The organism is Streptomyces sp. NPDC049915 (genome assembly GCF_040656475.1).
GTDB lineage: Bacteria > Actinomycetota > Actinomycetes > Streptomycetales > Streptomycetaceae > Streptomyces.
The window spans coordinates 106528-129818 of sequence record NZ_JBFAMH010000018.1; the positions used below are offsets into that span (position 1 = coordinate 106528).

Consider the following 23291-nt stretch of genomic DNA (forward strand, 5'->3'; position numbering starts at 1 on the left):
GGCGGGCGCTCGCGCGCACGTAAGAAACTGGATGCGTGATCCGTTACGACGCCCTGGACGCGCTGCCCGTGCGCAGCGCCCTGCCCGCCCTGGAGGACGCCCTCGACGGCCACGGTGCCGCCGTGCTCGGCGCGCCGCCCGGCACGGGCAAGACGACGCTGGTGCCGCTGGCCCTGGCCGGACTGCTGGACGGTGCAGACGAGCGGCGGGTCGTCGTGGCCGAGCCGCGGCGGATGGCCGCGCGCGCCGCCGCGCGGCGGATGGCGTGGTTGCTGGGCGAGGAGCCGGGCCGGTCCGTCGGGTACACCGTGCGCGGCGAGCGGGTCGTGGGGCGGCACACGCGCGTGGAGGTCGTGACGACCGGTGTGCTGCTGCAGCGGCTGCAGCGTGACCAGGAGCTGCCGGGCGTGGACGTCGTACTGCTGGACGAGTGCCACGAGCGCCATCTGGACGCGGACACGGTGGCGGCGTTCCTGTGGGACGTGCGGGAGGCGCTGCGGCCGGAGCTGAAGCTGGTGGCGGCGTCGGCGACGACGGACTGGGACGAGTGGGCGCGGCTGCTCGGCGGGGCACCGGTGGTCGAGGCGCACGGGTCCGCCCATGCGGTCGCCATCGTGTACGCGCCACCGGCTCGTCCGGTGCGGCCGTCGCACGGCATGTGGGTGGATCCCGCGCTGCTGGCGCATGTGGCGTCGGTGGTCAGGCGGGCGCTCGCCGAGCGGGAGGGCGATGTGCTGTGTTTCCTGCCGGGCGTGGGCGAGATCGCGCGCGTGGCGGGGCTCCTCGGGGACCTCGGCGAGGTGGACGTGCTCCAGGTGCACGGGCGGGCGCCGGCCGCGGTACAGGACGCGGTGCTCTCGCCCGGGAAGCGGCGCCGGGTGGTGCTGGCGACCTCGGTCGCGGAGTCGTCGCTGACGGTGCCCGGGGTGCGGGTGGTCGTGGACTCGGGGCTGGCGCGGGAGCCGCGGGTCGATCACGCGCGTGGGCTGAGCGCGCTGGCAACGGTGCGGGCGTCACATGCGGCCGGGCGGCAGCGGGCGGGGCGTGCCGGGCGTGAGGCGCCGGGGACCGTCTACCGGTGCTGGCCGGAGGCGGACGAGGGGCGGCTGCCGCGGTTCCCGTCCCCGGAGATCAAGGTGGCCGACCTGACGGCGTTCGCCCTGCAGGTGGCCGGCTGGGGCGACCCCGACGCTTCCGGTCTCGCGTTGCTGGACCCGCCGCCGGCCGGTCCGATGGCGGCCGCTCGGGAGGCTCTGGAGGCGCTGGGAGCGGTCGACCCGGCCGGCCGGGCCACGGAGCGCGGGCGGGTGCTGGCGCGGCTGGGGGTGCATCCCCGGTTGGGGCGGGCTCTGCTGGACACCGCCGGTACGGGGGCGGAGGTGGTGGCGCTGCTGTCCGAGGAGCCTCCGCGGGAGTACGGAGACGACCTGGCCGGCGCCTTGCGGTCGGTCCGGCGTGGGGGTGACGCCTACGCCGCGCGGTGGCGGACGGAGGTGAAGCGGCTGCGGGCCGTCCTCGGGGACGCGGCCCGGCCGGCCGACGCGGCCGTCGACGCAGGCGCGCTCACCGGTGACGACCGGGCGGCCGGCGTCGTGGCCTCACTCGCCTTCCCCGAGCGTGTGGCCAGGCTCGACGGTGGTTCCTACCTCATGGCCTCCGGCACGCGTGCCGAGCTGCCCGCCGGCTCGCCTCTGCACGGTGCCCCCTGGATCGCTGTCGCGGTGGCCGACCGGCCCCTCGGCAAGGGGCACGCGCGGGTGCGGCTCGGCGCGGTGATCGACGAGGACGTGGCGCGGTCGGCCGCCGGGTCGCTGCTCGACGAGCGGCAGGAGGTGCACTGGGCGGGCGGGGACGTCGTCGCGCGGCGGGTCTGGCGGCTGGGCGCGATCGAGCTGGCCGCGCGGCCGCTCACCGGCGCCGACCCCGGTGCCGTACGGCAGGCGCTGCTGGAGGGGTTGCGGCAGGAGGGGTTCGGGCTGCTGCGCTGGTCGCCGGAGGCCGAGGTGCTGCGCCAGCGGCTGGCCTTCGTCCGGCTGCACCTCGGGGAGCCCTGGCCGGACGTGTCCGACGAGGCACTGCACGCGCGCGTGCAGGAGTGGCTGGAGCCGGAGCTGAGCCGGGCCCGGCGGCGGGCCGACCTGGCGCGGATCGACGCGGGGCAGGCGCTGGCCCGGCTGCTGCCCTGGGCCTCGGGAGAAGCGGTCCGGCTGGAGGAGCTGGCGCCGGAGCGGATCACCGTGCCCAGCGGGTCCAGGATCCGGGTCGACTACGCCGATCCGGAGCGGCCCGTGCTCGCGGTGAAGCTGCAGGAGATGTTCGGGCTGCAGGAGTCGCCCTGCCTTGCCGGGATACCGGTGCTCGTGCACTTGCTGTCCCCGGCCGGGCGTCCGGCGGCCGTGACCGCCGATCTCGCCTCGTTCTGGCGCGAGGGCTACAAGGGGGTGCGGGCGGAGCTGCGCGGCCGCTACCCGAAGCATCCGTGGCCGGAAGACCCGGCCGCCGCGGAGCCGACCCGGCATACGAACGCACGGCTCAGACGCGGATGACGACGCGGCGCCCCTCGCGAGGAGGGGCGCCGTGCGGAGCGGGGCGGGTCAGGCGCTCGGGCTCGCCGACGGCGAGGACGAGGGCGAAGGCGAGGAGGAGGAGCCGCCCGACGGGGACGGGGACGGGCTGCCGGTCGCGTCCGGTGCCGTCACGGTGAGTTCGACGGTCAGCGTGGCCCCGCCCGCGGTGGTGATGCGCAGCAGGAACGTGCCGGTGGTGTCGTCCGCGTACAGCTTCGGCAGCTTCAGCAGACCGTTGGCGTCGGTGTGCAGGTCCTTCAGGGTGCGGACGGCCTTGCCGTCGGCGTCCTTGAAGTAGGGGCCCTTGTCGTTCTCGGACGGGTCGTCGCCCGACTTGATCAGGGTGGCGGTGGCGGCGACCTGGTCGGCGGCCGCGCCCTTGTAGGTGGCCTTGACCTCGACCTGGTCGGCGAACGTGCCGCCCGCGACGCAGGTCTGCTTGGTGTCGCTGGTGCGGGCGAGGGCGTCGGCGGCGCGCTCGGTCACGGTGGCGGTGTAGGCGACGGCGGGGACCATCCGGCCGGCGACGGCCGCGTGGACCGTGACATCGCCGGTCTTCTCGCCCGCCTGGAGTGCGGGGGCGAGGGCGACGCCGGAGGTGTCGGTGAGGACGGCGGCGAACTTCTCGCCGCCGGCGAAGGTGGTGTCGGTGTCACCGTCAATGGTGAAGCGGACGCGCACCTTGGCGACGGCCTTGCCGCCCTTGGTCTCGGCCCGGGCGCCGATCCGCTGGGTGAAGGCGGCGCCGGCCATCGCGGTGGGCTTGTCCGCGTTCGTCCGCTCCAGGTGGTCCACCGTGTCGGTGGGCGTGGGCTTCGGGGCGGGGGTGCCGGGCGTGGTGGGCTTGCCGGGGGTGGTCGGCGTGCCCGGCTTGCTCGGCTTCGGGGGCGTGGTGCCGCCGGGCGTGGGCGTCCCGGGCGACGGGTGCGGCGCGGGGGGCGTCGTCGGACCCGGGTTCGGGCCGGAGGTGCCGGTGTCGCTGGAGTGCGAGGGCAGGGTGCCCGTGCCGTCCGGGATCTCGTGGGTGCCCTTGCGGTAGTACTCCAGCCACGTCAGGACCGTGCTCAGGTAGTCCTGCGAGTTGTTGTAGCTGAGGATCGCCCGGCTCATGTCCTGCTGGGTGGACAGGTCCCAGCCGTTGCGGCACAGGTAGTGGCCGGCGGCGAGGGCGGCGTCGTAGACGTTGTTGGGGTCCTTGAGACCGTCGCCGTTGCCGTCGCGGCCGGCCCACGCCCAGGTGGACGGGATGAACTGCATGGGGCCCACGGCCCGGTCGACGGTGGTGTCGCCGTCGTACGCGCCGTGGTCGGTGTCCTTGATGAGCGCGAAGCCGTTGCCGTTCAGCGCGGGGCCGAGGATCTTGCCGATCGTGGTGCCGCTCGCGTCGACGCGGCCGCCGCGGGCCTGGCCCGACTCCACCTTGCCGATGGCGGCCAGCAGCTCCCAGGGCAGGTTGCAGCCGGGCTTGGAGGCGCGCAGCTCGGCCGCCGCCTTCTGGTAGGCGTCGAGGACGGTCGCGGGGATGCCGGACTCGGTCGCGCCCGTGGCCGGCGGCGGGACGGTGCCGGTGGTCGGGGCCGGGTTGGGGCTGTTGAGGGGCGGCAGGTCGGTGTAGTACCGCGAGTTGCCGGTGGCGGTGTCGGTGTCGTCCGCCTGCACGTCGGGGGTGGGCGCGGTGCCGGCGGCGGACTGTCTGCCCTGGTCGTCGACCGTGACGCCGGGAGCCTGGGATGCGGAGAGCACCGCGACCGCCGCAGCCGCCACGGCGGTGGTGAACGCTCCCTTGCGCAGCCTGCTGCCGAATTGCGCCGCCATGTGGTGAACCCCTCCCGTGGACGCCTCAGCGTCCGTCCCTGTTGTGGTGCCGTGCCGTCGTGTTGTGTCCGGTGTGGCGTACTCGCCTTGGTGTGACGAACGAACCACCACTCCGGTTGCCCTGATGGGGCAATTGGTCTGTCCGGCGCTGCATCCCCGTGACCCTACGACAACTTCCTTTGCTCGGGCACCTGTTCGTGCCCGGTTTTTACCGGTTGGCCATGTGCCGTTCGAGGTCCTGTGCCACACCGCATACTGGACGCCGCCGATCACGTACCGGTCACATCCGGTCAACACGCGTCGCAGGGGGACCCGTTGCCGTTCACGCTGAGCCATGCGGCCGCCGTGCTGCCCGCCGTGCGCATCGACGGCTCCGGCCGGGGCCCGCTCGTGCCGGCCGTCATGGTGGCGGGTTCCTTCTCGCCCGACATGACCTACTACGCGGCGAGTGTCGTGCCCGGTGCGATGGAGTTCGGGGACGTCACGCACTCCTTCCCCGGGGTCTTCACCGTCGACGTGCTCATCGCCTGGCTGCTCGTGGCGATGTGGCTGCTGGTGCGCGAGCCGCTCGTGGCGCTGCTGCCGCGGACCCGGCAGGGCCCGTGGGCGGCGCTGCTGCGCTGCGGGGCGCCACGCACGCCTGTGCGGCCCGCCGTCGTGCTGTGGTGGTATGCCTCGGCGGCGCTCGGAGCGCTGTCGCACGTGGTGTGGGACGCGTTCACGCACCTGGACCGGTGGGGGATGCGTGTGTTCCCCGTCCTGGGGCGGCAGCTGGCGGGCGCACCGCTGTACTGGTACCTGCAGTACGGCGGCTCGGCGGTGGCCGCGCTGGTGATCACCGCGTTCCTGTGGCGCGCGGTGCGCCGGGCGCCCTCGGGCGGGCCGGCCGCCGTGCCCGCGCTGTCGGCGCGGGACCGGTGGTGCGCCGCGGCGCTGCTCGGCGGCTGCGCGCCGGCGGGCGCGGCACAGCGGGCCACGCGGTGGTGGGCCTACCGGGGGGCCACCGCCAAGCCGTGGGAGCTGATCCCGACGGTGTGTTTCGGCACCGGACTCGTCCTCGGGCTGCTTGTGTACGCCGTCGGAGTGCGGGTGCGCCGACCGGTCACCGTCGGTGCGGGCGCGGTCAGCGGCGTGCTCGAGGGGAGCCGTCCGGCCCGGTGACCGCGGCGGTCGGGGGCAGCGGAACCACGAACACCGTGAACGTGCGCGCCCGGCGGGAGGGGCGCGGCAGCCGGCTGAGCAGCAGCGCCAGGTAGCTCAGAGCCAGCTCGGTCCACAGCCGCCAGCGCGGCACCTCACCGGGAGCTTCCCCTACGCCGGTGTCGTCGGCCGCGGCCGACGCGTCCCGGCGGATGAGGCGACGGGCGAGGGCTGTGGTGCCGCGGCGCAGGGCCTCGGCGCGGGTGGTGGGGACGCGGCCGGTACTGGCGTCCGCCGCGAAGGGCGGAACGGACGGAAGCGGCGCGGAGAGATCCGCCGTGGCGTCGGCTCGGGCCGGTGCCTGGTGCTGGGCCTGAGCTCGTGCCGTGCGGCGGTGGAGCATGCGTATACCCATGCCCGCATCCTGGCGGCAGGGCGGCGGGCGGCGCGTTTCTGCGGGGGCCAGCCGAGTGACGGTCCCTGCGGGGGTTGGCCCCGGGTGCCCTGGGAGTCGGTTGGCGCCGAGAAGCGTCGCGGGTGGCTTGTGCCGTCGAGAGAATGCGGTGGTGGGGGGGCCGATCGCGTAGTTCCCGGCGCCCCCGGAGGTGGGGAGCAGGACCGCCGGCGGAAAGCGCGACGGCGGCCGGCACGGGCCGGGGGCCGCCGAGCGGCGGGTGGCCCCCGCCCCGGCCGCTCCCCCGGCCCCGCCGTTCGGCGGGCTAGTGCGCTGCCGACTCCCAGTCCGGGCCGACGCCGACCGAGACGCCCAGCGGGACGCGCAGCCGGACCGCGGCCGCCATCTCGCGGCGGACCAGTTCCTCCGCCTCCTCGCGCTCGCCGGGGGCGATCTCGAGGACGATTTCGTCGTGGACCTGGAGCAGCATGCGGGAGGTGAGGTTCGCCTCGCGCAGTGCCCGGTCCACGTTCAGCATCGCGATCTTCACGATGTCGGCCGCCGTGCCCTGGATGGGCGCGTTCAGCGCCATCCGCTCGGCCGCCTCGCGGCGCTGGCGGTTGTCGCTGTTGAGGTCGGGCAGATAGCGGCGGCGGCCGAACAGCGTCGCCGTGTAGCCCGTCGCCCGCGCCTCGTCGACGACCCGGCGCAGATAGTCCCGCACCCCGCCGAAGCGGTCGAAGTAGGCGTCCATCAGCGTGCGCGCCTCGGCGGCCTCGATGTTCAGCTGCTGGGACAGACCGAACGCCGACAGGCCGTACGCCAGGCCGTAGGACATCGCCTTGATCTTGCGGCGCATCTCGGCGTCCACCGCGGCGGGCTCCACCGCGAAGACCTGGGAGGCCGCTGTCGTGTGCAGGTCCTCACCGGACGTGAACGCCTCGATCAGGCCCGCGTCCTCCGACAGGTGGGCCATCACCCGCAGCTCGATCTGGCTGTAGTCCGCGGTCATCAGCGACTCATAGCCCTCGCCGACGACGAACCCGCGGCGGATCGCGCGGCCCTCGTCGGTGCGGACCGGGATGTTCTGCAGGTTCGGGTCCGTGGAGGACAGCCGGCCCGTCGCCGCGACGGTCTGGTTGAACGAGGTGTGGATCCGGCCGTCCGAGGCGATCGTCTTGATCAGGCCCTCGACCGTGACCCGCAGCTTCGCCTGCTCGCGGTGGCGGAGCATGATCACCGGCAGCTCGTTGTCGGTCTGGCCGGCCAGCCAGGCCAGGGCGTCGGCGTCGGTGGTGTAGCCGGTCTTGGTCTTCTTCGTCTTCGGCAGGCCCAGTTCGCCGAACAGGACCTCCTGGAGCTGCTTGGGCGAGCCGAGGTTGAACTCGTGCCCGGCCGCCGCGTGCGCCTCCTTCACCGCCTGCTGCACGGCGCCCGCGAACATCTGCTCCATGGTCTCCAGGTGGGCGCGGTCGGCGGCGATGCCGTGCCGCTCCATGCGGGCCAGCAGCGTGGAGGTGGGCAGCTCCATGTCGCGCAGCAGGTCCGCGGCGCCGACCTCCTGAAGCTTGCTCTCGAAGGCCTCGCCCAGGTCGAGGACGGCACGGGCCTGGATCATCAGCGCCTCCGCCTCGGCGCCGTCGTCCGCGCCGAAGGCGAGCTGGCCGTCGGCCGCGGCGGCGGGCGCCAGCTCGCGGTGCAGGTACTCCATCGACAGTGCGTCCAGGTCGAAGGAGCGGCGGCCCGGCTTGACCAGGTACGCGGCGAGCGCGGTGTCCATCGAGACACCGGCGATGCTCCAGCCGTGCTCGGCGAACACCCGCATGGCGCGCTTGACGTCGTGGAACACCTTGGGCCGCGCGGCGTCGGCGAGCCAGGCCGCGAACGCGTTCTCGTCGGCCTCGTCGAGCTGGGAGGGGTCGAACCAGGCGGCCGGACCACCGGCGGTGGCCAGCGCGACCTCGGCGACGGAGCCGGCGCCCAGCGCCCAGGTGTCGACGGTGGCGACACCGAGCGGCTCGCCGCTGTGCTCGGTCAGCCAGCCGGCCAGCTCGCCGCTGCCCAGCACCGTGCCGTCCAGCTCGACGCCGTCCGCCACCACCGGGGTCGTCTCGGCCTCCGCCGCACCCGGGTCGACGGCGAGCAGGCGCTCGCGCAGCGACGGGTTGCGGATCTCCAGGGTGTCCAGGATCATCGCGACGGCCTTGCGGTCGTAGGCCGGGCGCTCCAGGTCGGCGACCGTCTTGTCCAGCGGCACCTGCCGCTCCAGCTCGGTGAGCCGGCGGTTGAGTTTGACGGCCTCCAGGTGGTCGCGGAGGTTCTGCCCGGCCTTGCCCTTGACCTCTTCGACGCGCTCGACCAGCTGGGCGAAGGAACCGAACTGGTTGATCCACTTCGCGGCGGTCTTCTCGCCCACGCCGGGGATGCCGGGGAGGTTGTCGGAGGGGTCACCGCGCAGCGCCGCGAAGTCGGGGTACTGGGCGGGCGTCAATCCGTACTTCTCGAAAACCTTCTCCGGGGTGAACCGGGTCAGCTCCGAGACGCCCTTCGTCGGGTACAGCACCGTGACGTGGTCGCTGACCAGCTGGAAGGAGTCGCGGTCGCCGGTGACGATCAGCACCTCGAAGCCCTGCTCGGCGGCCTGGGTGGCGAGCGTGGCGATGATGTCGTCCGCCTCGAAGCCGTCGACGGCGAAGCGGGAGACGTGCATCGCGTCGAGCAGCTCGCCGATCAGCTCGACCTGGCCCTTGAACTCGTCCGGGGTCTTGGAGCGGTTCGCCTTGTACTCGGTGAACTCCTGCGAGCGCCACGTCTTGCGGGAGACGTCGAAAGCGACCGCGAAGTGCGTGGGCGCCTCGTCGCGCAGCGTGTTCGCCAGCATCGACGCGAAGCCGTAGATCGCGTTCGTCGGCTGGCCGGTCGCGGTGGTGAAGTTCTCCGCGGGCAGCGCGAAGAACGCGCGGTAGGCCAGGGAGTGCCCGTCCATGAGCATCAGGCGCGGGCGGCTGCCACCGGGGCTGCTGTCGGTCTTCTTCGCTGCTGTCTCTGCCACGCCCCCGATCCTGCCACGCCCCACTGACACCGAGCCGCCACCGGGTGGCTGCCGCCGGCTGCGGAGGGCGGCCACCTGCCGCGTCACCGGGCCGCCGTCCCCGGGTGCGGCGCCGCGCGGTCCGACCGGCTCGGCCCGCCGTTCCCGGCCCTCCCCACCGTCATCGGGTCCGGCGCTCCCGCCCGCCGACCTCGCGGCGACGGGTGATCGTCGCCGGGGCGGAATGTGAGGGGCGGCACAGGAGCGCGCCGCAGCAGGAGGGCAGGCGGCATGCGGCGCTCTGCGGCACCCGGCGGGCTGAGACGGGCGGCGACGGGCCGCCGAGACGAGTCGGGGATCGACCGGCGGTCGAGGCGAGAGGCGCGGCGGGCCACGGGGGCGCGGGCCGACGCGCAGGCGAACGGCGGGCACCGGGCGCGGCCCGAGCCCGAACACAGGCGAACGGCGGGCGGGGCGGGCAACGGGCATGTGCCGGAACGCAGACGACCCCCGGACGACCGGCACAGGCCGGAACGCAGACGACCCCCGGACGACCGGCACAGCCCGGAACGCAGACGACCGGCGGACGACCGGTGCAGACCGGAACGCAGACGACCGGCGGGCAACCGGGCGCGGGCCGGAACACACGCGAGCGGCGGGCAAGGGACGCGGGCCGGCGCGCACGCGAACGGCAGACGACGAACGTCGGCCGGAACGCAGGCCAACGGCGGGAGCAGTGCGAGGCGGTGGGGACGGCCGCCGGCGGTCATCGGGGCGCGGCGGGGCACCCGCGCCCCGTCGGCACCGTGTCCTCCTCCGACGTGATCGAGCGGCGCACCGGCATCTGCTGCGCCAAGGCACATGCCCTGGCCGCGCTGCTGCGCGCCGAGGACACATCCCGACGGCGCTGTGCTATCAGTCGTCCCCGCCCAGGAGGCTGAGCGTTGTCAGTGGTCCGTGCGAGGATCTGAGGCCGTACCACCGACGTGTACCCGAAGGAGAGTGCGCGATGGCGACGAAGCCGCCGAAGGCCGACCCCGTTCAGGACGCGCCGCAGGTCGCGGAGCCGAAGCGCGCCGCGGCCGGGCTGGCGGCCATCGGGCACACGCTGCGCATGGCCCAGCAGCAGATGGGCGTGAAGCGCACCATGCTCACGCTGCTGAGCGTGAACCAGAAGGACGGCTTCGACTGCCCCGGCTGCGCCTGGCCGGAGCCGGACCACCGGCACAAGGCGGAGTTCTGCGAGAACGGCGCGAAGGCGGTCGCCGAGGAGGCCACGCTGCGCCGGGTCACCACGGAGTTCTTCGCCGCGCACCCGGTGTCCGACCTGGCGACCAGGAGCGGGTACTGGCTGGGACAGCAAGGCCGCCTGACCCACCCCATGTATCTGCCCGAGGGCGCCGACCACTACGAGCCGGTCACCTGGGAGCGCGCCTTCGACATCGTCGCCGAGGAGATCGACGCCCTCGACTCCCCCGACGAGGCCGTCTTCTACACCTCGGGCCGCACCAGCAACGAGGCAGCCTTCCTCTACCAGCTCTTCGCCCGCGAGCTGGGCACGAACAACCTGCCGGACTGCTCCAACATGTGCCACGAGTCCTCCGGCTCGGCCCTCGGTGAGACGATCGGAATCGGCAAGGGCAGCGTCCTGCTGGAGGACCTCCACCAGGCCGATCTGATCATCGTCGCCGGCCAGAACCCGGGCACGAACCACCCGCGCATGCTCTCCGCGCTGGAGAAGGCCAAGGCGAACGGCGCGAAGATCATCAGCGTCAACCCGCTGCCCGAGGCGGGCCTGGAGCGGTTCCACAACCCGCAGACCCCCAAGGGCCTCACCGCGGGCGCCGCGCTCACCGACCTGTTCCTGCAGATCCGCATCGGCGGCGACCAGGCCCTCTTCCGCCTCCTCAACAAGCTGATCCTCGACACCGAGGACGCGGTGGACGAGGAATTCGTCCGCGAACACACTCACGGGTACGAGGAGTTCGCGCGGGCCGCCCGCGCCGCCGACTGGGACGAGACGCTCACCGCGACCGGTCTGACGCGGGAGCAGATCGAGCGGGCCCTCGCCATGGTGCTCGCCTCGCAGCGCACCATCGTGTGCTGGGCGATGGGCCTCACCCAGCACAAGCACTCGGTGCCGACGATCAAGGAAGTCGTCAACTTCCTGCTGCTGCGCGGCAACATCGGCCGTCCCGGCGCGGGTGTCTGCCCGGTGCGCGGCCATTCCAACGTGCAGGGCGACCGCACCATGGGCATCTTCGAACGCCCGGCGCCCGCCTTCCTGGACGCGCTGGAGACGGAGTTCGGCTTCGCTCCGCCGCGCAAGCACGGCTACGACGTCGTCCGCGCCATCCGCGCGCTGCGCGACGGCGAGGCGAAGGTGTTCTTCGCGATGGGCGGCAACTTCGTCTCCGCCTCCCCCGACACGGAGGTCACCGAGGCGGCCATGCGGCGCGCCCGCCTGAGCGTGCACGTGTCGACGAAGCTCAACCGCTCCCACGTGGTGACGGGCACCCGGGCGCTGATCCTGCCGACGCTCGGCCGCACCGAACGGGATCTGCAGGACAGCGGCGAGCAGTTCGTCACCGTCGAGGACTCCATGGGCATGGTGCACGCCTCCCGTGGCCGCCTGGAACCGGCGAGCGGGCATCTGCTGTCCGAGCCGGCCATCGTGTGCCGTCTGGCCCGCCGGGTGCTCGGGGACAGGACCGTCGCCCCCTGGGAGGAGTTCGAGAAGGATTACGCGACGATCCGCGACCGCATCGCGCGCGTGGTCCCCGGCTTCGAGGACTTCAACGCGCGCGTGACCGGTTCCACCGGCGGCTTCGCGCTGCCGCACGCCCCGCGCGACGAGCGCCGCTTCCCGACGGCCACCGGCAAGGCCAACTTCACTGCGGCGCCGGTGGAGTTCCCGAAGCTGCCCGAAGGCCGGCTGCTGCTGCAGACCCTGCGCTCGCACGACCAGTACAACACCACGATCTACGGCCTCGACGACCGCTACCGGGGCATCCGGGACGGCCGCCGGGTGGTGCTGGTCAACCCCGACGACGCCCGCGCCCTGGACGTCGCCGACGGCTCCTACGTCGACCTGGTCAGCGAGTGGCAGGACGGTGTGGAGCGGCGGGCGCCCGGCTTCCGGGTGGTGCACTACCCGACCGCGCGGGGCTGTGCGGCCGCCTACTACCCGGAGACGAACGTCCTGGTGCCGCTGGACGCCACCGCGGACACCAGCAACACCCCTGCCAGCAAGTCCGTTGTGGTCCGTCTGGAACAATCGGCCACCGACTGAGCGTTCGCTTAAGTCAGCAGGGCTCAGGCGTCCGCCTGAGCCGGCAAGGACGTGTCACGACGACGAACGGAGCCGGGCCCATGGGCGAGCAGCACCACGTGAAGTTCCCGCAGGAGGTCCTCGACGAGTACGCCGCACTCGGCATCGACCTGCCGGCCCTCTTCTCCGCGGGACACCTCGGGACGCGCATGGGCGTGCAGATCCTGGAGGCCTCCGCCGAGCGGGTCGTCGGCACCATGCCGGTGGAGGGCAACACCCAGCCCTACGGCCTGCTGCACGGCGGCGCGTCCGCGGTGCTCGCCGAGACGCTGGGCTCGGTCGGCTCCATGCTGCACGGCGGCAGCACCAAGATCGCCGTCGGGGTCGACCTCAACTGCACCCACCACCGCGGGGTCAACTCCGGCCTGGTCACCGGCGTGGCGACGCCGCTGCACCGGGGCCGCTCGACGGCGACGTACGAGATCGTCATCTCGGACGAGCAGGGGCGGCGCGTGTGCAGCGCACGGCTGACCTGCCTGCTGCGCGACGCCAGGCCCGGCGACGAAGCCGCCGCCCGCCCCGCCGGCTGACCCGACCCGACCGGGCCACCATCGGGCACCGGCGAGCCGACCCCAGCCCACCGGCCCGCCGAGCCCCGCACCCCCACCACCTGCCGCCCGTCCGCCCCCGGACGGGCGGCTTCGGCTTTTATGGGTGCATCACGGACAAAGAAGCCGCTTCCCTCGCGCAAGATCACGATCACCCCGCCCACCCCAATGCGGAAATCTGGCCAGGAACCAACGATTCCTTTTCCTGATCCGTAACCGTGCGTAATCCGCATGCAATAAACGATCACTCTTTCTTCTTGATCATCTTCGGCGGCCCACCCCGGCCCGACCCCCGCCAGTGGCCCATGGCAACGATTCCCGGTAATCACCAAAAACGCCGAGACGCCTGAACGCACCCTGGCGAGTCCTGGGCGTTCTCAGAATCCGGACGGGGCGAATCGGCCTGAATTCCGCCGTTCCCCCCACGCTGCACCGCTCTGCATTACGTCGTGTCATAACAAGAGCGTCACAGCATGGGGCAGACCCTCCTCCACGTTCCCCACACACGCTTAGAGTCACCGCCAGTCACCGCGCCGTCGGAATGCCACTTCGGCCCAGCGCTCGACTCAGCCGTTTCCACGGGGATTCGGCTGTGCCAGGGAAAGGACTGACCGTGCGTCAACGTTCGCTCATCGCCATCACCGCCGCGCTGGCTGCGGGAGCACTGACCCTCACCGCCTGCGGCTCGCGTGACAAGGACGGTGGATCGGACTCCGGGAACGGCGGCGGCACCAAGGTCGTCATCGGCGTCGACGCGCCCCTCACGGGCGACCTGTCCGCGATCGGCCTCGGCATCAAGAACTCCGTCGACCTCGCCGTCAAGCAGGCCAACAAGAACAAGGCCGTCGACGGCATCACCTTCGAGACGCAGGCTCTGGACGACCAGGCCCAGCCCTCCTCCGGCCAGCAGAACGCCACCAAACTGGTCGCCAACAAGGACGTCCTCGGCGTCGTCGGCCCGCTGAACTCCTCCGTCGCCGAGTCCATGCAGAAGGTCTTCGACGACGCCAAGCTCGTCGAGATCTCCCCCGCCAACACCAACCCGGCCCTCACCCAGGGCACCAACTGGGCCACCAGCAAGACCCGCACGTACAAGTCGTACTTCCGCACCGCGACCACGGACGCCGTCCAGGGCCCGTTCGCCGCCCAGTACGTCTTCAACAAGGCCAAGAAGAAGAAGGTCTTCGTCATCGACGACAAGAAGACCTACGGCGCCGGCCTCGCGGGCACCTTCACCACCGAGTTCAAGAAGCTCGGCGGCACCGTCGCCGGCACCGAGCACATCAACCCCGACGCCAAGGACTTCTCCGCGGTCGCCACCAAGGTCAAGAACTCCGGCGCCGACGTCGTCTACTACGGCGGCGAGTACCCGCAGGCCGGCCCGCTCAGCAAGCAGATCAAGGCCGCCGGAGCCAAGATCCCGGTCGTCGGCGGCGACGCCCTGTACGACCCGACCTACGTCAAGCTCGCCGGCGCCGCCAGCAACGGCGACCTCGCCACCTCCGTCGGCGCCCCGCTCGAGGAACTCCCCTCCGCCAAGCAGTTCCTGGACAACTACAAGGCCGGCGGCTACAAGGACGCCTACGGCGCGTACGGCGGCTACGCCTACGACTCCGCCCAGGCCATCATCGAGGCCGTCAAGAAGGTCGTCGCCGACAACAACGGCAAGCTCCCCGACGACGCCCGCGCCAAGATCACGGAGGCCATGCAGAGCGTCTCCTTCGACGGAGTGACCGGCAAGGTCTCCTTCGATCAGTACGGTGACACCACCAACAAGCAGCTCACCGTCTACGCCGTCGAGAACGGGACCTGGAAGACCGTGGAGTCCGGCACCTACAACGGTGGCTGACCCACACCTCCCGCACCACCCATGAGCCGCGCGGGGCGCTGTTCCACTTGGCGCCCCGCGCGGACTCACATCCGGACATCCGGCACATCCGTCTAACATCCGAACGTCTCGGAGGACATGCGGTGAACGAACTGCCGCAGCAGCTGGTCAACGGCCTGCTACTGGGATCCATGTACGGGCTGGTCGCCATTGGCTACACGATGGTCTACGGCATCGTCCAGCTCATCAACTTCGCCCACGGCGAGATCTTCATGACCGGGGCCTTCGGTGCCCTCACGGTCTACGCCTACGTCCTGCCCGACGGGACGAGCATGTGGATAGCCCTCCCCCTCATGCTCATCGGCGGCATCATCGTCGCCGTCCTCGTCGCCGTCGCAGCGGAACGATTCGCCTACCGGCCCCTGCGCACCGCCCCCCGCCTGGCGCCTCTCATCACCGCCATCGGCCTCTCCCTCGCGCTGCAGCAAGCCGTCTGGGCCTGGTACCCCGAGGCCAAGTCCGCCCGCACCTTCCCCCAGATCGAGGGCGGCCCCTTCCACATCGGCAGCGTCACCATCCAGACCGGCGACATCTTCCTGCTGATCGCCGCCCCCCTGAGCATGGCCGTCCTCGCCTACTTCGTCATGAAGACCCGCACCGGCCGCGGCATGCAGGCCACCGCCCAGGACCCCGACACCGCGAAGCTCATGGGCATCAACACCGACCGCATCATCGTCATCGCGTTCGCCCTCGGAGCCGCCTTCGCCGCCGTCGCCGGAGTCGCAAACGGCCTCAAATACGGCCAGATCGACTTCAAGATGGGCTTCATCCTCGGCCTCAAGGCCTTCACCGCAGCCGTCCTCGGAGGCATCGGCAACATCTACGGCGCCATGATCGGCGGAGTCGTCCTCGGCGTCGCCGAAACCATCGCCGCCGCCTACATCTCCGACCTCCCCGGCATGGACAAGTTCGGCAGCCAGTCCTGGGCCGACGTCTGGGCCTTCGTACTCCTCATCCTTGTTCTGCTGCTCAGGCCCCAAGGCCTGCTCGGCGAGCGCGTCGCGGACAGGGCGTGACACCGATGACCACACAGACCACCGCACCCGAAACCCCCAGCGCCCCCGCGGCCGGCACCCCCGCCGGACTCATCGGCATCCCGGCCACCCTCGGCCGCGCCCTCGCCACCGGCGGCGCCGTCCTCACCATCGTCGCCACCTTCCTCGCCTGGACCTGGACGCGAGAATTCCCCGGCGACCTCACCGTCTACGGCTACCCCGGCGGCCTGCAGGTCCTCGTCCTCATCGGCGGCATCCTCACCACCGTCCTCGCCGCCGCCTCCTACGACGTCAAGTACCTGCGCTGGCTCGTCCCCGCCGGCGCCGACGCCGCCCTGAAGTTCGCGGCCCTCGCCACCTTCGCCACCGCCTGGTACACCGTCATCTCCATCAGCGTCGAACTCGGCGGCGTCGTCAACCTCGAACCCGGCGGCTACATCGTCGCCGTCACCAGCCTCGTCGCCTTCCTCGGCGCCCTCGCGCTGCCCTTCCAGCGGCCCGAACCCGACCCCATCGACCCCGACGACAACGGCTGGGAACACTTCAAGAACCGCGCCGCCCACAGCCGCGCCACCCTCAAGGCCGCCTTCACCGCAGACACCGCGCGCCCCGCCCCCAAGCTCCCCGCCTACGCCGAGATCCTCGTCATCGTCGCCGTCCTCGCCGTAGCCCTCATCGTCTTCACCTACGGCATCGGCACCGAATACGACGAACTCTTCGTCGGCTTCCTCATCACCGCAGGCTTCGGCTTCGCCGCCCTCGCCAAGGCCGGCCTCGTCGCCCACGCCTCCGAAATCACCAGCCGGCACCAGAACATCACCATGGTCGGCGCCTTCGTCACCGCCGCCCTCTTCCCCTTCACCCAGACCGACGACCAGTACGCGACCCTCGGCGTCTACATCCTCATCTTCGCCACCGTCGCCCTCGGCCTGAACATCGTCGTCGGCCTCGCCGGACTCCTCGACCTCGGCTACGTCGCCTTCCTCGGCGTCGGCGCCTACGCCGCGGCCCTCGTCTCCGGCTCCCCCAGCTCCCCCCTGCACGTCCACTTCCCCTTCTGGGCCGCCGCCCTCGTCGGCGCCGCAGCCTCCCTCGTGTTCGGCGTCCTCATCGGCGCCCCCACCCTGCGACTGCGCGGCGACTACCTCGCCATCGTCACCCTCGGCTTCGGAGAGATCTTCCGCATCACCGTCAACAACCTCGACGGCACCTCCGGACCCGACATCACGAACGGCTCCAACGGCATCTCCTCCATCCCCAACCTGAACATCCTCGGCTGGGACCTCGGCGCCGAACACACCATCGCAGGCTTCACCATCGGCCGCTTCGCCAACTACTTCCTGCTGATGCTGCTCATCACCGCCGTCGTCGTCCTCGTCTTCCGACGCAGCGGCGACTCCCGCATCGGCCGCGCCTGGGTCGCCATCCGCGAAGACGAAACCGCCGCCCTCGCCATGGGCATCAACGGCTTCCGCGTCAAACTCATCGCCTTCGCCGTCGGCGCCTCCCTCGCCGGACTCGCCGGCACCGTCCAGGCCCACGTCACCTACACCGTGACCCCCGAGCAGTACCAGTTCGCCGGACCCATCCCGCCCAACAGCGCCTTCCTCCTCGCCGCAGTCGTCCTCGGCGGCATGGGCACCATCGGCGGCCCCCTCATCGGCGCCTCCCTGCTCTACCTCATCCCCAACAAGCTGCAGTTCCTCGGCGACTACCAGCTCTTCGCCTTCGGCGTCGCACTCATCCTCCTGATGCGCTTCCGCCCCGAAGGCCTCGTCGCCAACCGGCGCCGGCAGCTCGAATTCCACGACGAGGCCGAAGCGCCCGCAGTCCTCGGCAAGACAGGGGCCTGACACAGATGACCACCCAGACCATCACCACCGGCGAAACCGTCCTCGACGCACGCGGCGTCACCATGCGCTTCGGCGGCCTCACCGCCGTACGCGGCGTCGACCTCACCGTCGGCAGCGGCGAGATCGTCGGACTCATCGGCCCCAACGGCGCCGGAAAAACCACCTTCTTCAACTGCCTCACCGGCCTGTACATCCCCACCGAAGGCGAAGTCCGCTACAAGGGCAACGTCCTGCCGCCCAAGTCCTTCAAAGTCACCGCCGCCGGCATCGCCCGCACCTTCCAGAACATCCGCCTGTTCGCCAACATGACGGTCCTCGAAAACGTCCTCGTCGGCCGCCACACCCGCACCAAGGAAGGCTTCTGGTCCGCCGTCCTGCGCGGCCCCGGCTTCCACAAAGCCGAAAAAGCCTCACGCGAACGCGCCATGGAACTCCTCGAGTTCGTCGGCCTCGCCAACAAGGCCGACCACCTCGCCCGCAACCTCCCCTACGGCGAACAGCGCAAGCTCGAAATCGCCCGCGCACTCGCCAGCGAACCGGGCCTGCTGCTCCTCGACGAGCCCACGGCCGGCATGAACCCGCAGGAGACACGGACCACCGAGGAACTCGTCTTCGCCATCCGCGACCAGGGCATCGCCGTCCTCGTCATCGAGCACGACATGCGGTTCATCTTCAACCTCTGCGACCGCGTCGCCGTCCTCGTCCAGGGCGAAAAACTCATCGAAGGCGACAGCGCCACCGTCCAGGGCGACGAACGCGTCATCGCCGCCTACCTCGGCGAACCCTTCGAAGGCGACCCCGGCGCCGCAGAAGCCGCCGAGGTCGAAGCCGCCGAAGCACAGGCCCCCGCCGCGACCGCCGAGGCCACGACGGACGCCGCGCCCGGCAAGGAGAACGACCGATGACCACCCTCCTCGAAGTCGAAGACCTCCGCGTCGCCTACGGCAAGATCGAAGCCGTCAAAGGCATCTCGTTCAAGGTCGAAGCAGGCGAGGTCGTCACCCTCATCGGCACCAACGGCGCCGGCAAGACCACCACCCTGCGCACCCTCTCCGGCCTCCTCAAGCCCGTCGGCGGCCAGATCAAATTCAACGGCAAATCCCTCAAGAAGACCCCCGCCCACCAGATCGTCTCCCTCGGGCTCGCCCACTCCCCCGAAGGGCGGCACATCTTCCCGCGCATGACCATCGAGGACAACCTCCGCCTCGGTGCCTTCCTGCGCAGCGACCGACCCGGCATCGAAAAAGACATCCAGCGCGCCTACGACCTCTTCCCCATCCTGGGCGAACGCCGCAAGCAGGCCGCCGGCACCCTCTCCGGCGGCGAACAGCAAATGCTCGCCATGGGCCGCGCCCTGATGTCCCAGCCCAAGCTGCTCATGCTGGACGAGCCCTCCATGGGCCTCTCCCCCATCATGATGCAGAAGATCATGGCCACCATCGCCGAACTGAAGACCCAGGGCACGACGATCCTCCTCGTCGAGCAGAACGCCCAGGCGGCGCTCTCCCTCGCCGACCAGGGCCACGTCATGGAAATCGGCAAGATCGTCCTGTCCGGCACCGGACGCGACCTCCTGCACGACGAATCCGTCCGCAAGGCCTACCTCGGCGAAGACTGAGATCCACGCACGACAGAGGCCCGCGCCCCCTCTCCAGGGGACGCGGGCCTCGTCCGTACGACCGGGATCAGCCCTTCGCGGCCTTCTTCTCCTCGGCGTCCTGAATAACCGCCTCCGCGACCTGCTGCATCGACATACGACGGTCCATCGACGTCTTCTGAATCCAACGGAACGCCGCCGGCTCCGTCAGCCCGTACTCCGTCTGAAGAATCGACTTCGCCCGGTCCACCAGCTTCCGCGTCTCCAGACGCTGGGTGAGATCGACGATCTCCTTCTCCAGCGCCTTCAGCTCCGTGAACCGCGACACGGCCATCTCGATCGCCGGAACGACATCACTCTTGGAGAACGGCTTCACCAGGTACGCCATCGCCCCGGCATCCCTGGCCCGCTCGACCAGATCACGCTGCGAGAACGCCGTCAGCATCAGCACCGGCGCGATGCCCTCCTCGGCGATCTTCTCCGCCGCCGAGATGCCGTCGAGCTTCGGCATCTTCACGTCCAGGATCACCAGGTCCGGCTGGTGCTCGCGGGCCAGCTCGATCGCCTGCTCGCCGTCACCGGCCTCACCGACGACGGAGTAGCCCTCCTCCTCCAGCATCTCTTTGAGGTCGAGCCGGATCAGGGCCTCGTCCTCGGCGATGACGACACGGGTCGTCAGCGGAGGCACGTGCGACTTGTCGTCGTCGGTCACGTCAGCGGGCTGGGGCGACTCGGCGGTCACGGGGGTGCTCCTTGTTCCGGGGCAGGCTGGTACTGCTTCTCAGAGCCTACCTAGCAGCGGCGGCGTGCGGTGACCCGGTACACTCACCGCAGTGCCTGCCGGGTTGGTGGAACGGTATACACGGAGGTCTCAAACACCTCTGCCTGAGAGGGCTTGCGGGTTCGAATCCCGCACCCGGCACTTCCTCGAAGCGGAGGATCACGTTCGCGTGATCTTCCGCTTTATGCTGCTCAGGGTCGCGATCAGTGACCGACAGTGGCCGCATGAACTTCCATGGCACTGACGTGCGACAGAAGGCCCTCACACTGCTGCGCAGCGGCGCGAAGAACGCAGATGTGGCTCGCAAGCTGCAGGTGCCCGTCGGCACCATCAGCTACTGGAAGCACATGGACCGCGCCAAGCGCGGCGAGTGCCCAGGGCGTACCCCGCGGCCGCCCTGCCCCCGATGTGACGGTGAGCTAGACACCACGGCATACGCCTACCTGCTCGGCCTGTATCTCGGCGACGGACACATCATCCAGAACCGAGCCATGCGGTCACCCAGCCTGTCGATTGCCTGCGCCGAAGACCGTCCACGGCTCCTGAGCGAGTGCGAGGTCGCCATGCGCCGCGTCTTCCCGCACAACTCGGTGTGCAGGGTGAAGCGAAAGGGCTGCTGGGAGGTGAAGCTGTACTCGATGCACATGTGGTGCCTCTTCCCCCAGCACGGCCCCGGCAAGAAGCACGACCGCAGGATCGCCCTCGAGCCCTGGCAGCAGACCATCGTCGATGCGCACCCCTGGGACTTCATCCGGGGCCTCATCCACTCCGACGGGTGTCGGATCACCAACTGGACCACCCGGCTCGTCGGCGGGGAGCGCAAGCGGTACGAATACCCCCGCTACTTCTTCACCAACAAGTCTGACGACATCAGGCAGCTGTACACCGACACCCTGGACGGGCTCGGCGTCGAGTGGACGCACTGCACCCGGGACGGCGTTCCTTACAACGTCTCCGTTGCGAAGAAGGCCTCCGTCGCCCTCCTCGACGCCCACGTAGGCCCCAAGCACTGACCCCGCTACTTCGGGCTGTCGTCCTCCCCGATGTGGTGGACGCGGACCATGTTCGTCGAGCCCGAGACCCCGGGCGGGGAGCCGGCCGTGATGACGACCACGTCGCCCTTCGCGCAGCGGCCGTACTTCAGCAGCAGCTCGTCCACCTGGTCGACCATCGCGTCGGTGGAGTCGACGTGGGGGCCGAGGAAGGTTTCCACGCCCCAGCTCATGCTGAGCTGGGAGCGGGTCGCCGGGTCGGGGGTGAAGGCGAGGACGGGGATCGGGGAGCGGTAGCGGGAGAGGCGGCGGGCCGTGTCGCCGGACTGGGTGAAGGCGACGAGGAACTTCGCGCCGAGGAAGTCGCCCATTTCGGCTGCTGCGCGGGCGACGGCGCCGCCCTGGGTGCGGGGCTTGTTGTGTTCGGTGAGCGGCGGGAGGCCCGTGGCCAGCATGGTCTCTTCCGCCGCGGCGACGATCTTGGCCATGGTCTTGACCGTACCGATGGCGTGCTTGCCGACGCTCGTCTCGCCGGAGAGCATCACGGCGTCGGTACCGTCGAGGACGGCGTTGGCGACGTCGCTGGCTTCCGCGCGCGTGGGACGGGAGTTCTCGATCATGGAGTCGAGCATCTGGGTGGCGACGATCACCGGTTTGGCGTTGCGCTTGGCGAGTTTGATCGCGCGCTTCTGGACGATGGGGACCTGTTCGAGCGGCATTTCGACGCCGAGGTCGCCGCGGGCGACCATGATGCCGTCGAAGGCGGCGACGATGTCGTCGATGGCCTCTACTGCCTGGGGTTTTTCGACCTTGGCGATGACCGGGAGGCGGCGGCCTTCTTCGTCCATGATGCGGTGGACGTCGAGGATGTCCTTGCCGGAGCGGACGAAGGACAGGGCGATGACGTCGAAGCCGGTGCGCAGGGCCCAGCGCAGGTCGTCTTCGTCTTTTTTGGAGAGGGCGGGGACGGAGACGGCGACGCCGGGCAGGTTGAGGCCCTTGTGGTCGGAGATCATGCCGCCTTCGACGACGCGGGTGCGGACGCGGGGGCCGTCGATGTCGGTGACTTCGAGGCAGACCTTGCCGTCGTCGACGAGGATGCGTTCGCCGGGGGTGACGTCGTCGGCGAGGCCGTGGTAGGTGGTGCCGCACTGGTCGTGGTTGCCTTCGGCGCCGTCTTCGACGGTGATGGTGAAGGTGTCGCCGCGTTCAAGGAGTACGGGTCCTTCGGTGAAGCGGCCGAGGCGGATCTTCGGGCCCTGAAGGTCGGCGAGGATGCCGATGCTGCGGCCGGTTTCGTCGGCCGCTTTGCGCACGTGGTGGTAGCGCTCCTCGTGTTCGGCGTGGCCGCCGTGGCTGAGGTTGAAGCGGGCGACGTCCATTCCGGCGTCGACCAGGCCTTTGATCTGGTCGTATGTGTCGGTGGCGGGGCCCAGGGTGCAGACGATTTTTGCTCGGCGCATGAGTCGAGCCTATGACTTACCGGTGGGTAGAGAATTGGCCGGGCGTGACTACTCAACGACCTTTGAGTGAAGCACTATTGACAAGTGTTGAATTGTGCGCCGGTGCGCTCCGATGAGCGGGCGGGGGTCATTCTTTCGAGTGTTCCGGTCGTTTTTTCGAATGCCGGAATTACAGGCTGTTACAAGCGGGGCGGGATCATCGTGAAGCGTGCGGTGATCTCGGCGTGGACGTGCTGGCGCTGGGGTTCCAGGTCGAGGGGTGCGGGTTCGGCGTCCTCGGCGGGGCCGGCGAAGGCCATGGAGCGCATGCGGCCGGGGGTGCGGGGCTGGGGGGTGTCTGCGGTGCCGGTGTCGGCGAGTTCGATGAGGGCGGCGAGGGTGGTGCCGAGGGCTTCGGCGTATTCGCGGGCGCGTTGGACGGCGGCGTGGACGGCCTGGGTGCGTGCGGCGCGGTGGACGGGTGAGTCGGGGCGCAGGGACCACCAGGGGCCGTCGATGCGGGTGAGTTCCAGGTCGGCGAGGCGGGTGGTGAGTTCGCCGAGGGTGGTGAAGTCGGTGAGTTCGGCGGTGAGGTGGACGGCGCCGTGGTGGGTGCGGATGTGTTCGCCGCGGCCTTTGTGGGTGAGTTCGGGGGTGAGGGTGAGGGCGCCGGTTTCGATGTGGTGGACGGCGTCGCCGTAGGACCTGATGAGGTCGAGGGCGGCGGTGTTGCGGCGGGTGAGGTCGTCGAGGGTGGTGCGGCGGTCGCGGCCGCGGGCGGTGACGGTGATGCCGATGCGGGCGAGTTCGGGGTCGGTTTCGAGGTGGGCTTCGCCGCGTACGGAGATGCGGGGTGCGTCGGGGGTGCCGTAGGGGAGGGCGGTGGGTTCCTGAGTGGGCGTCATACGGTCACTGTG

16 protein-coding genes, 1 tRNA gene and 1 pseudogene are annotated in these 23291 nt (G+C 70.8%); 12 read left to right on the forward strand and 6 right to left on the reverse strand.

The genetic code is table 11. The features are described from left to right. Positions 1-35: 35 nt before the first annotated feature. On the forward strand, positions 36-2546 hold the full coding sequence (hrpB, locus tag AB0J12_RS27225; RefSeq protein WP_363267062.1) for an ATP-dependent helicase HrpB: 2511 nt from the start codon (positions 36-38) through the stop codon (positions 2544-2546). A 48-nt stretch (positions 2547-2594) separates the two neighbouring features. On the opposite strand, the gene AB0J12_RS27230 is transcribed toward hrpB, so the two are convergent. Beyond that, complete coding sequence (locus AB0J12_RS27230; protein WP_363267063.1) at positions 2595-4382, reverse strand: lytic murein transglycosylase; 1788 nt, start codon at positions 4380-4382, stop codon at positions 2595-2597. Positions 4383-4697: 315 nt separating this feature from the next. Here AB0J12_RS27230 and AB0J12_RS27235 point away from each other — a divergent pair, with 315 nt between their 5' ends. Then, on the forward strand, positions 4698-5543 hold the full coding sequence (locus AB0J12_RS27235; RefSeq protein WP_363267064.1) for a DUF4184 family protein: 846 nt from the start codon (positions 4698-4700) through the stop codon (positions 5541-5543). On the opposite strand, the gene AB0J12_RS27240 is transcribed toward AB0J12_RS27235, so the two are convergent. Continuing rightward, a complete protein-coding gene (locus AB0J12_RS27240; protein WP_363267065.1) occupies positions 5506-5937 on the reverse strand; it encodes a hypothetical protein in 432 nt (143 codons plus the stop codon). The genes AB0J12_RS27235 and AB0J12_RS27240 overlap by 38 nt on opposite strands. Positions 5938-6241: 304 nt before the next feature. Next, positions 6242-8968: a DNA polymerase I gene (gene polA, locus AB0J12_RS27245; RefSeq protein WP_363267067.1), complete on the reverse strand. Its 2727-nt coding sequence runs from the start codon at positions 8966-8968 to the stop codon at positions 6242-6244. Between the two features lie 791 nt (positions 8969-9759). On the opposite strand from polA, the pseudogene AB0J12_RS27250 reads away from it, so the two are divergent. From AB0J12_RS27250 to AB0J12_RS27285, 8 genes and pseudogenes are all read left to right on the forward strand, one after another. Continuing rightward, positions 9760-9866 (forward strand): annotated as a pseudogene (locus AB0J12_RS27250) (transglutaminase); the annotation flags it as partial. A gap of 90 nt (positions 9867-9956) precedes the next feature. After that, entirely contained in the window at positions 9957-12239 is a 2283-nt protein-coding gene (locus AB0J12_RS27255) for an FdhF/YdeP family oxidoreductase (protein WP_363267097.1), read from the forward strand. Positions 12240-12319: 80 nt separating this feature from the next. Beyond that, positions 12320-12808, forward strand: a complete 489-nt coding sequence (locus AB0J12_RS27260) for a hotdog fold thioesterase (RefSeq protein ID WP_363267068.1) — start codon at positions 12320-12322, stop codon at positions 12806-12808. 631 nt (positions 12809-13439) lie between these two features. Next, the gene (locus AB0J12_RS27265) at positions 13440-14675 is read left to right on the forward strand and encodes a branched-chain amino acid ABC transporter substrate-binding protein (RefSeq protein ID WP_363267070.1); all 1236 of its coding nucleotides are present in this window, start codon (positions 13440-13442) and stop codon (positions 14673-14675) included. A gap of 122 nt (positions 14676-14797) precedes the next feature. After that, positions 14798-15730, forward strand: a complete 933-nt coding sequence (locus tag AB0J12_RS27270) for a branched-chain amino acid ABC transporter permease (protein WP_363267071.1) — start codon at positions 14798-14800, stop codon at positions 15728-15730. Positions 15731-15735: 5 nt separating this feature from the next. Then, on the forward strand, positions 15736-17562 hold the full coding sequence (locus AB0J12_RS27275; RefSeq protein WP_363267073.1) for a branched-chain amino acid ABC transporter permease: 1827 nt from the start codon (positions 15736-15738) through the stop codon (positions 17560-17562). A 5-nt stretch (positions 17563-17567) separates the two neighbouring features. Beyond that, positions 17568-18467: an ABC transporter ATP-binding protein gene (locus AB0J12_RS27280; protein WP_363267074.1), complete on the forward strand. Its 900-nt coding sequence runs from the start codon at positions 17568-17570 to the stop codon at positions 18465-18467. Continuing rightward, positions 18464-19180 (forward strand): ABC transporter ATP-binding protein, encoded by a 717-nt coding sequence (locus tag AB0J12_RS27285; RefSeq protein ID WP_363267075.1) that lies wholly within the window; start codon positions 18464-18466, stop codon positions 19178-19180. The genes AB0J12_RS27280 and AB0J12_RS27285 overlap by 4 nt, the downstream gene beginning before the upstream one ends. A gap of 67 nt (positions 19181-19247) precedes the next feature. Here AB0J12_RS27285 and AB0J12_RS27290 read toward each other — a convergent pair whose 3' ends face one another. Next, positions 19248-19901, reverse strand: a complete 654-nt coding sequence (locus AB0J12_RS27290; RefSeq protein WP_363267076.1) for a response regulator — start codon at positions 19899-19901, stop codon at positions 19248-19250. A gap of 97 nt (positions 19902-19998) precedes the next feature. Between AB0J12_RS27290 and AB0J12_RS27295 the strand changes: the two genes are divergently transcribed. Beyond that, positions 19999-20081: transfer RNA gene (locus tag AB0J12_RS27295), tRNA-Leu, on the forward strand. 83 nt (positions 20082-20164) lie between these two features. Then, positions 20165-20953, forward strand: coding sequence for a helix-turn-helix domain-containing protein (locus AB0J12_RS27300; protein ID WP_363267077.1), 789 nt, complete (start codon positions 20165-20167; stop codon positions 20951-20953). Positions 20954-20958: 5 nt separating this feature from the next. On the opposite strand, the gene pyk is transcribed toward AB0J12_RS27300, so the two are convergent. Together pyk and AB0J12_RS27310 are read right to left on the reverse strand one after the other, a co-directional pair. Continuing rightward, positions 20959-22395: a pyruvate kinase gene (gene pyk, locus AB0J12_RS27305; protein ID WP_363267078.1), complete on the reverse strand. Its 1437-nt coding sequence runs from the start codon at positions 22393-22395 to the stop codon at positions 20959-20961. A gap of 179 nt (positions 22396-22574) precedes the next feature. After that, a complete protein-coding gene (locus tag AB0J12_RS27310; protein WP_363267079.1) occupies positions 22575-23279 on the reverse strand; it encodes an SIMPL domain-containing protein in 705 nt (234 codons plus the stop codon). Positions 23280-23291 lie beyond the last annotated feature (12 nt).

Excerpts from the sequence above, each read along its gene's own strand:
- AB0J12_RS27230 (WP_363267063.1), bottom strand. The coding sequence starts at position 4,382 with ATGGCGGCGCAATTCGGCAGCAGGCTGCGCAAGGGAGCGTTCACCACC.
- AB0J12_RS27240 (WP_363267065.1), bottom strand. The coding sequence starts at position 5,937 with ATGGGTATACGCATGCTCCACCGCCGCACGGCACGAGCTCAGGCCCAG.
- AB0J12_RS27255 (WP_363267097.1), top strand. The coding sequence starts at position 9,957 with ATGGCGACGAAGCCGCCGAAGGCCGACCCCGTTCAGGACGCGCCGCAG.
- AB0J12_RS27260 (WP_363267068.1), top strand. The coding sequence starts at position 12,320 with ATGGGCGAGCAGCACCACGTGAAGTTCCCGCAGGAGGTCCTCGACGAG.
- AB0J12_RS27275 (WP_363267073.1), top strand. The coding sequence starts at position 15,736 with ATGACCACACAGACCACCGCACCCGAAACCCCCAGCGCCCCCGCGGCC.
- AB0J12_RS27280 (WP_363267074.1), top strand. The coding sequence starts at position 17,568 with ATGACCACCCAGACCATCACCACCGGCGAAACCGTCCTCGACGCACGC.
- AB0J12_RS27285 (WP_363267075.1), top strand. The coding sequence starts at position 18,464 with ATGACCACCCTCCTCGAAGTCGAAGACCTCCGCGTCGCCTACGGCAAG.
- AB0J12_RS27300 (WP_363267077.1), top strand. The coding sequence starts at position 20,165 with ATGAACTTCCATGGCACTGACGTGCGACAGAAGGCCCTCACACTGCTG.
- pyk (WP_363267078.1), bottom strand. The coding sequence starts at position 22,395 with ATGCGCCGAGCAAAAATCGTCTGCACCCTGGGCCCCGCCACCGACACA.
- AB0J12_RS27310 (WP_363267079.1), bottom strand. The coding sequence starts at position 23,279 with ATGACGCCCACTCAGGAACCCACCGCCCTCCCCTACGGCACCCCCGAC.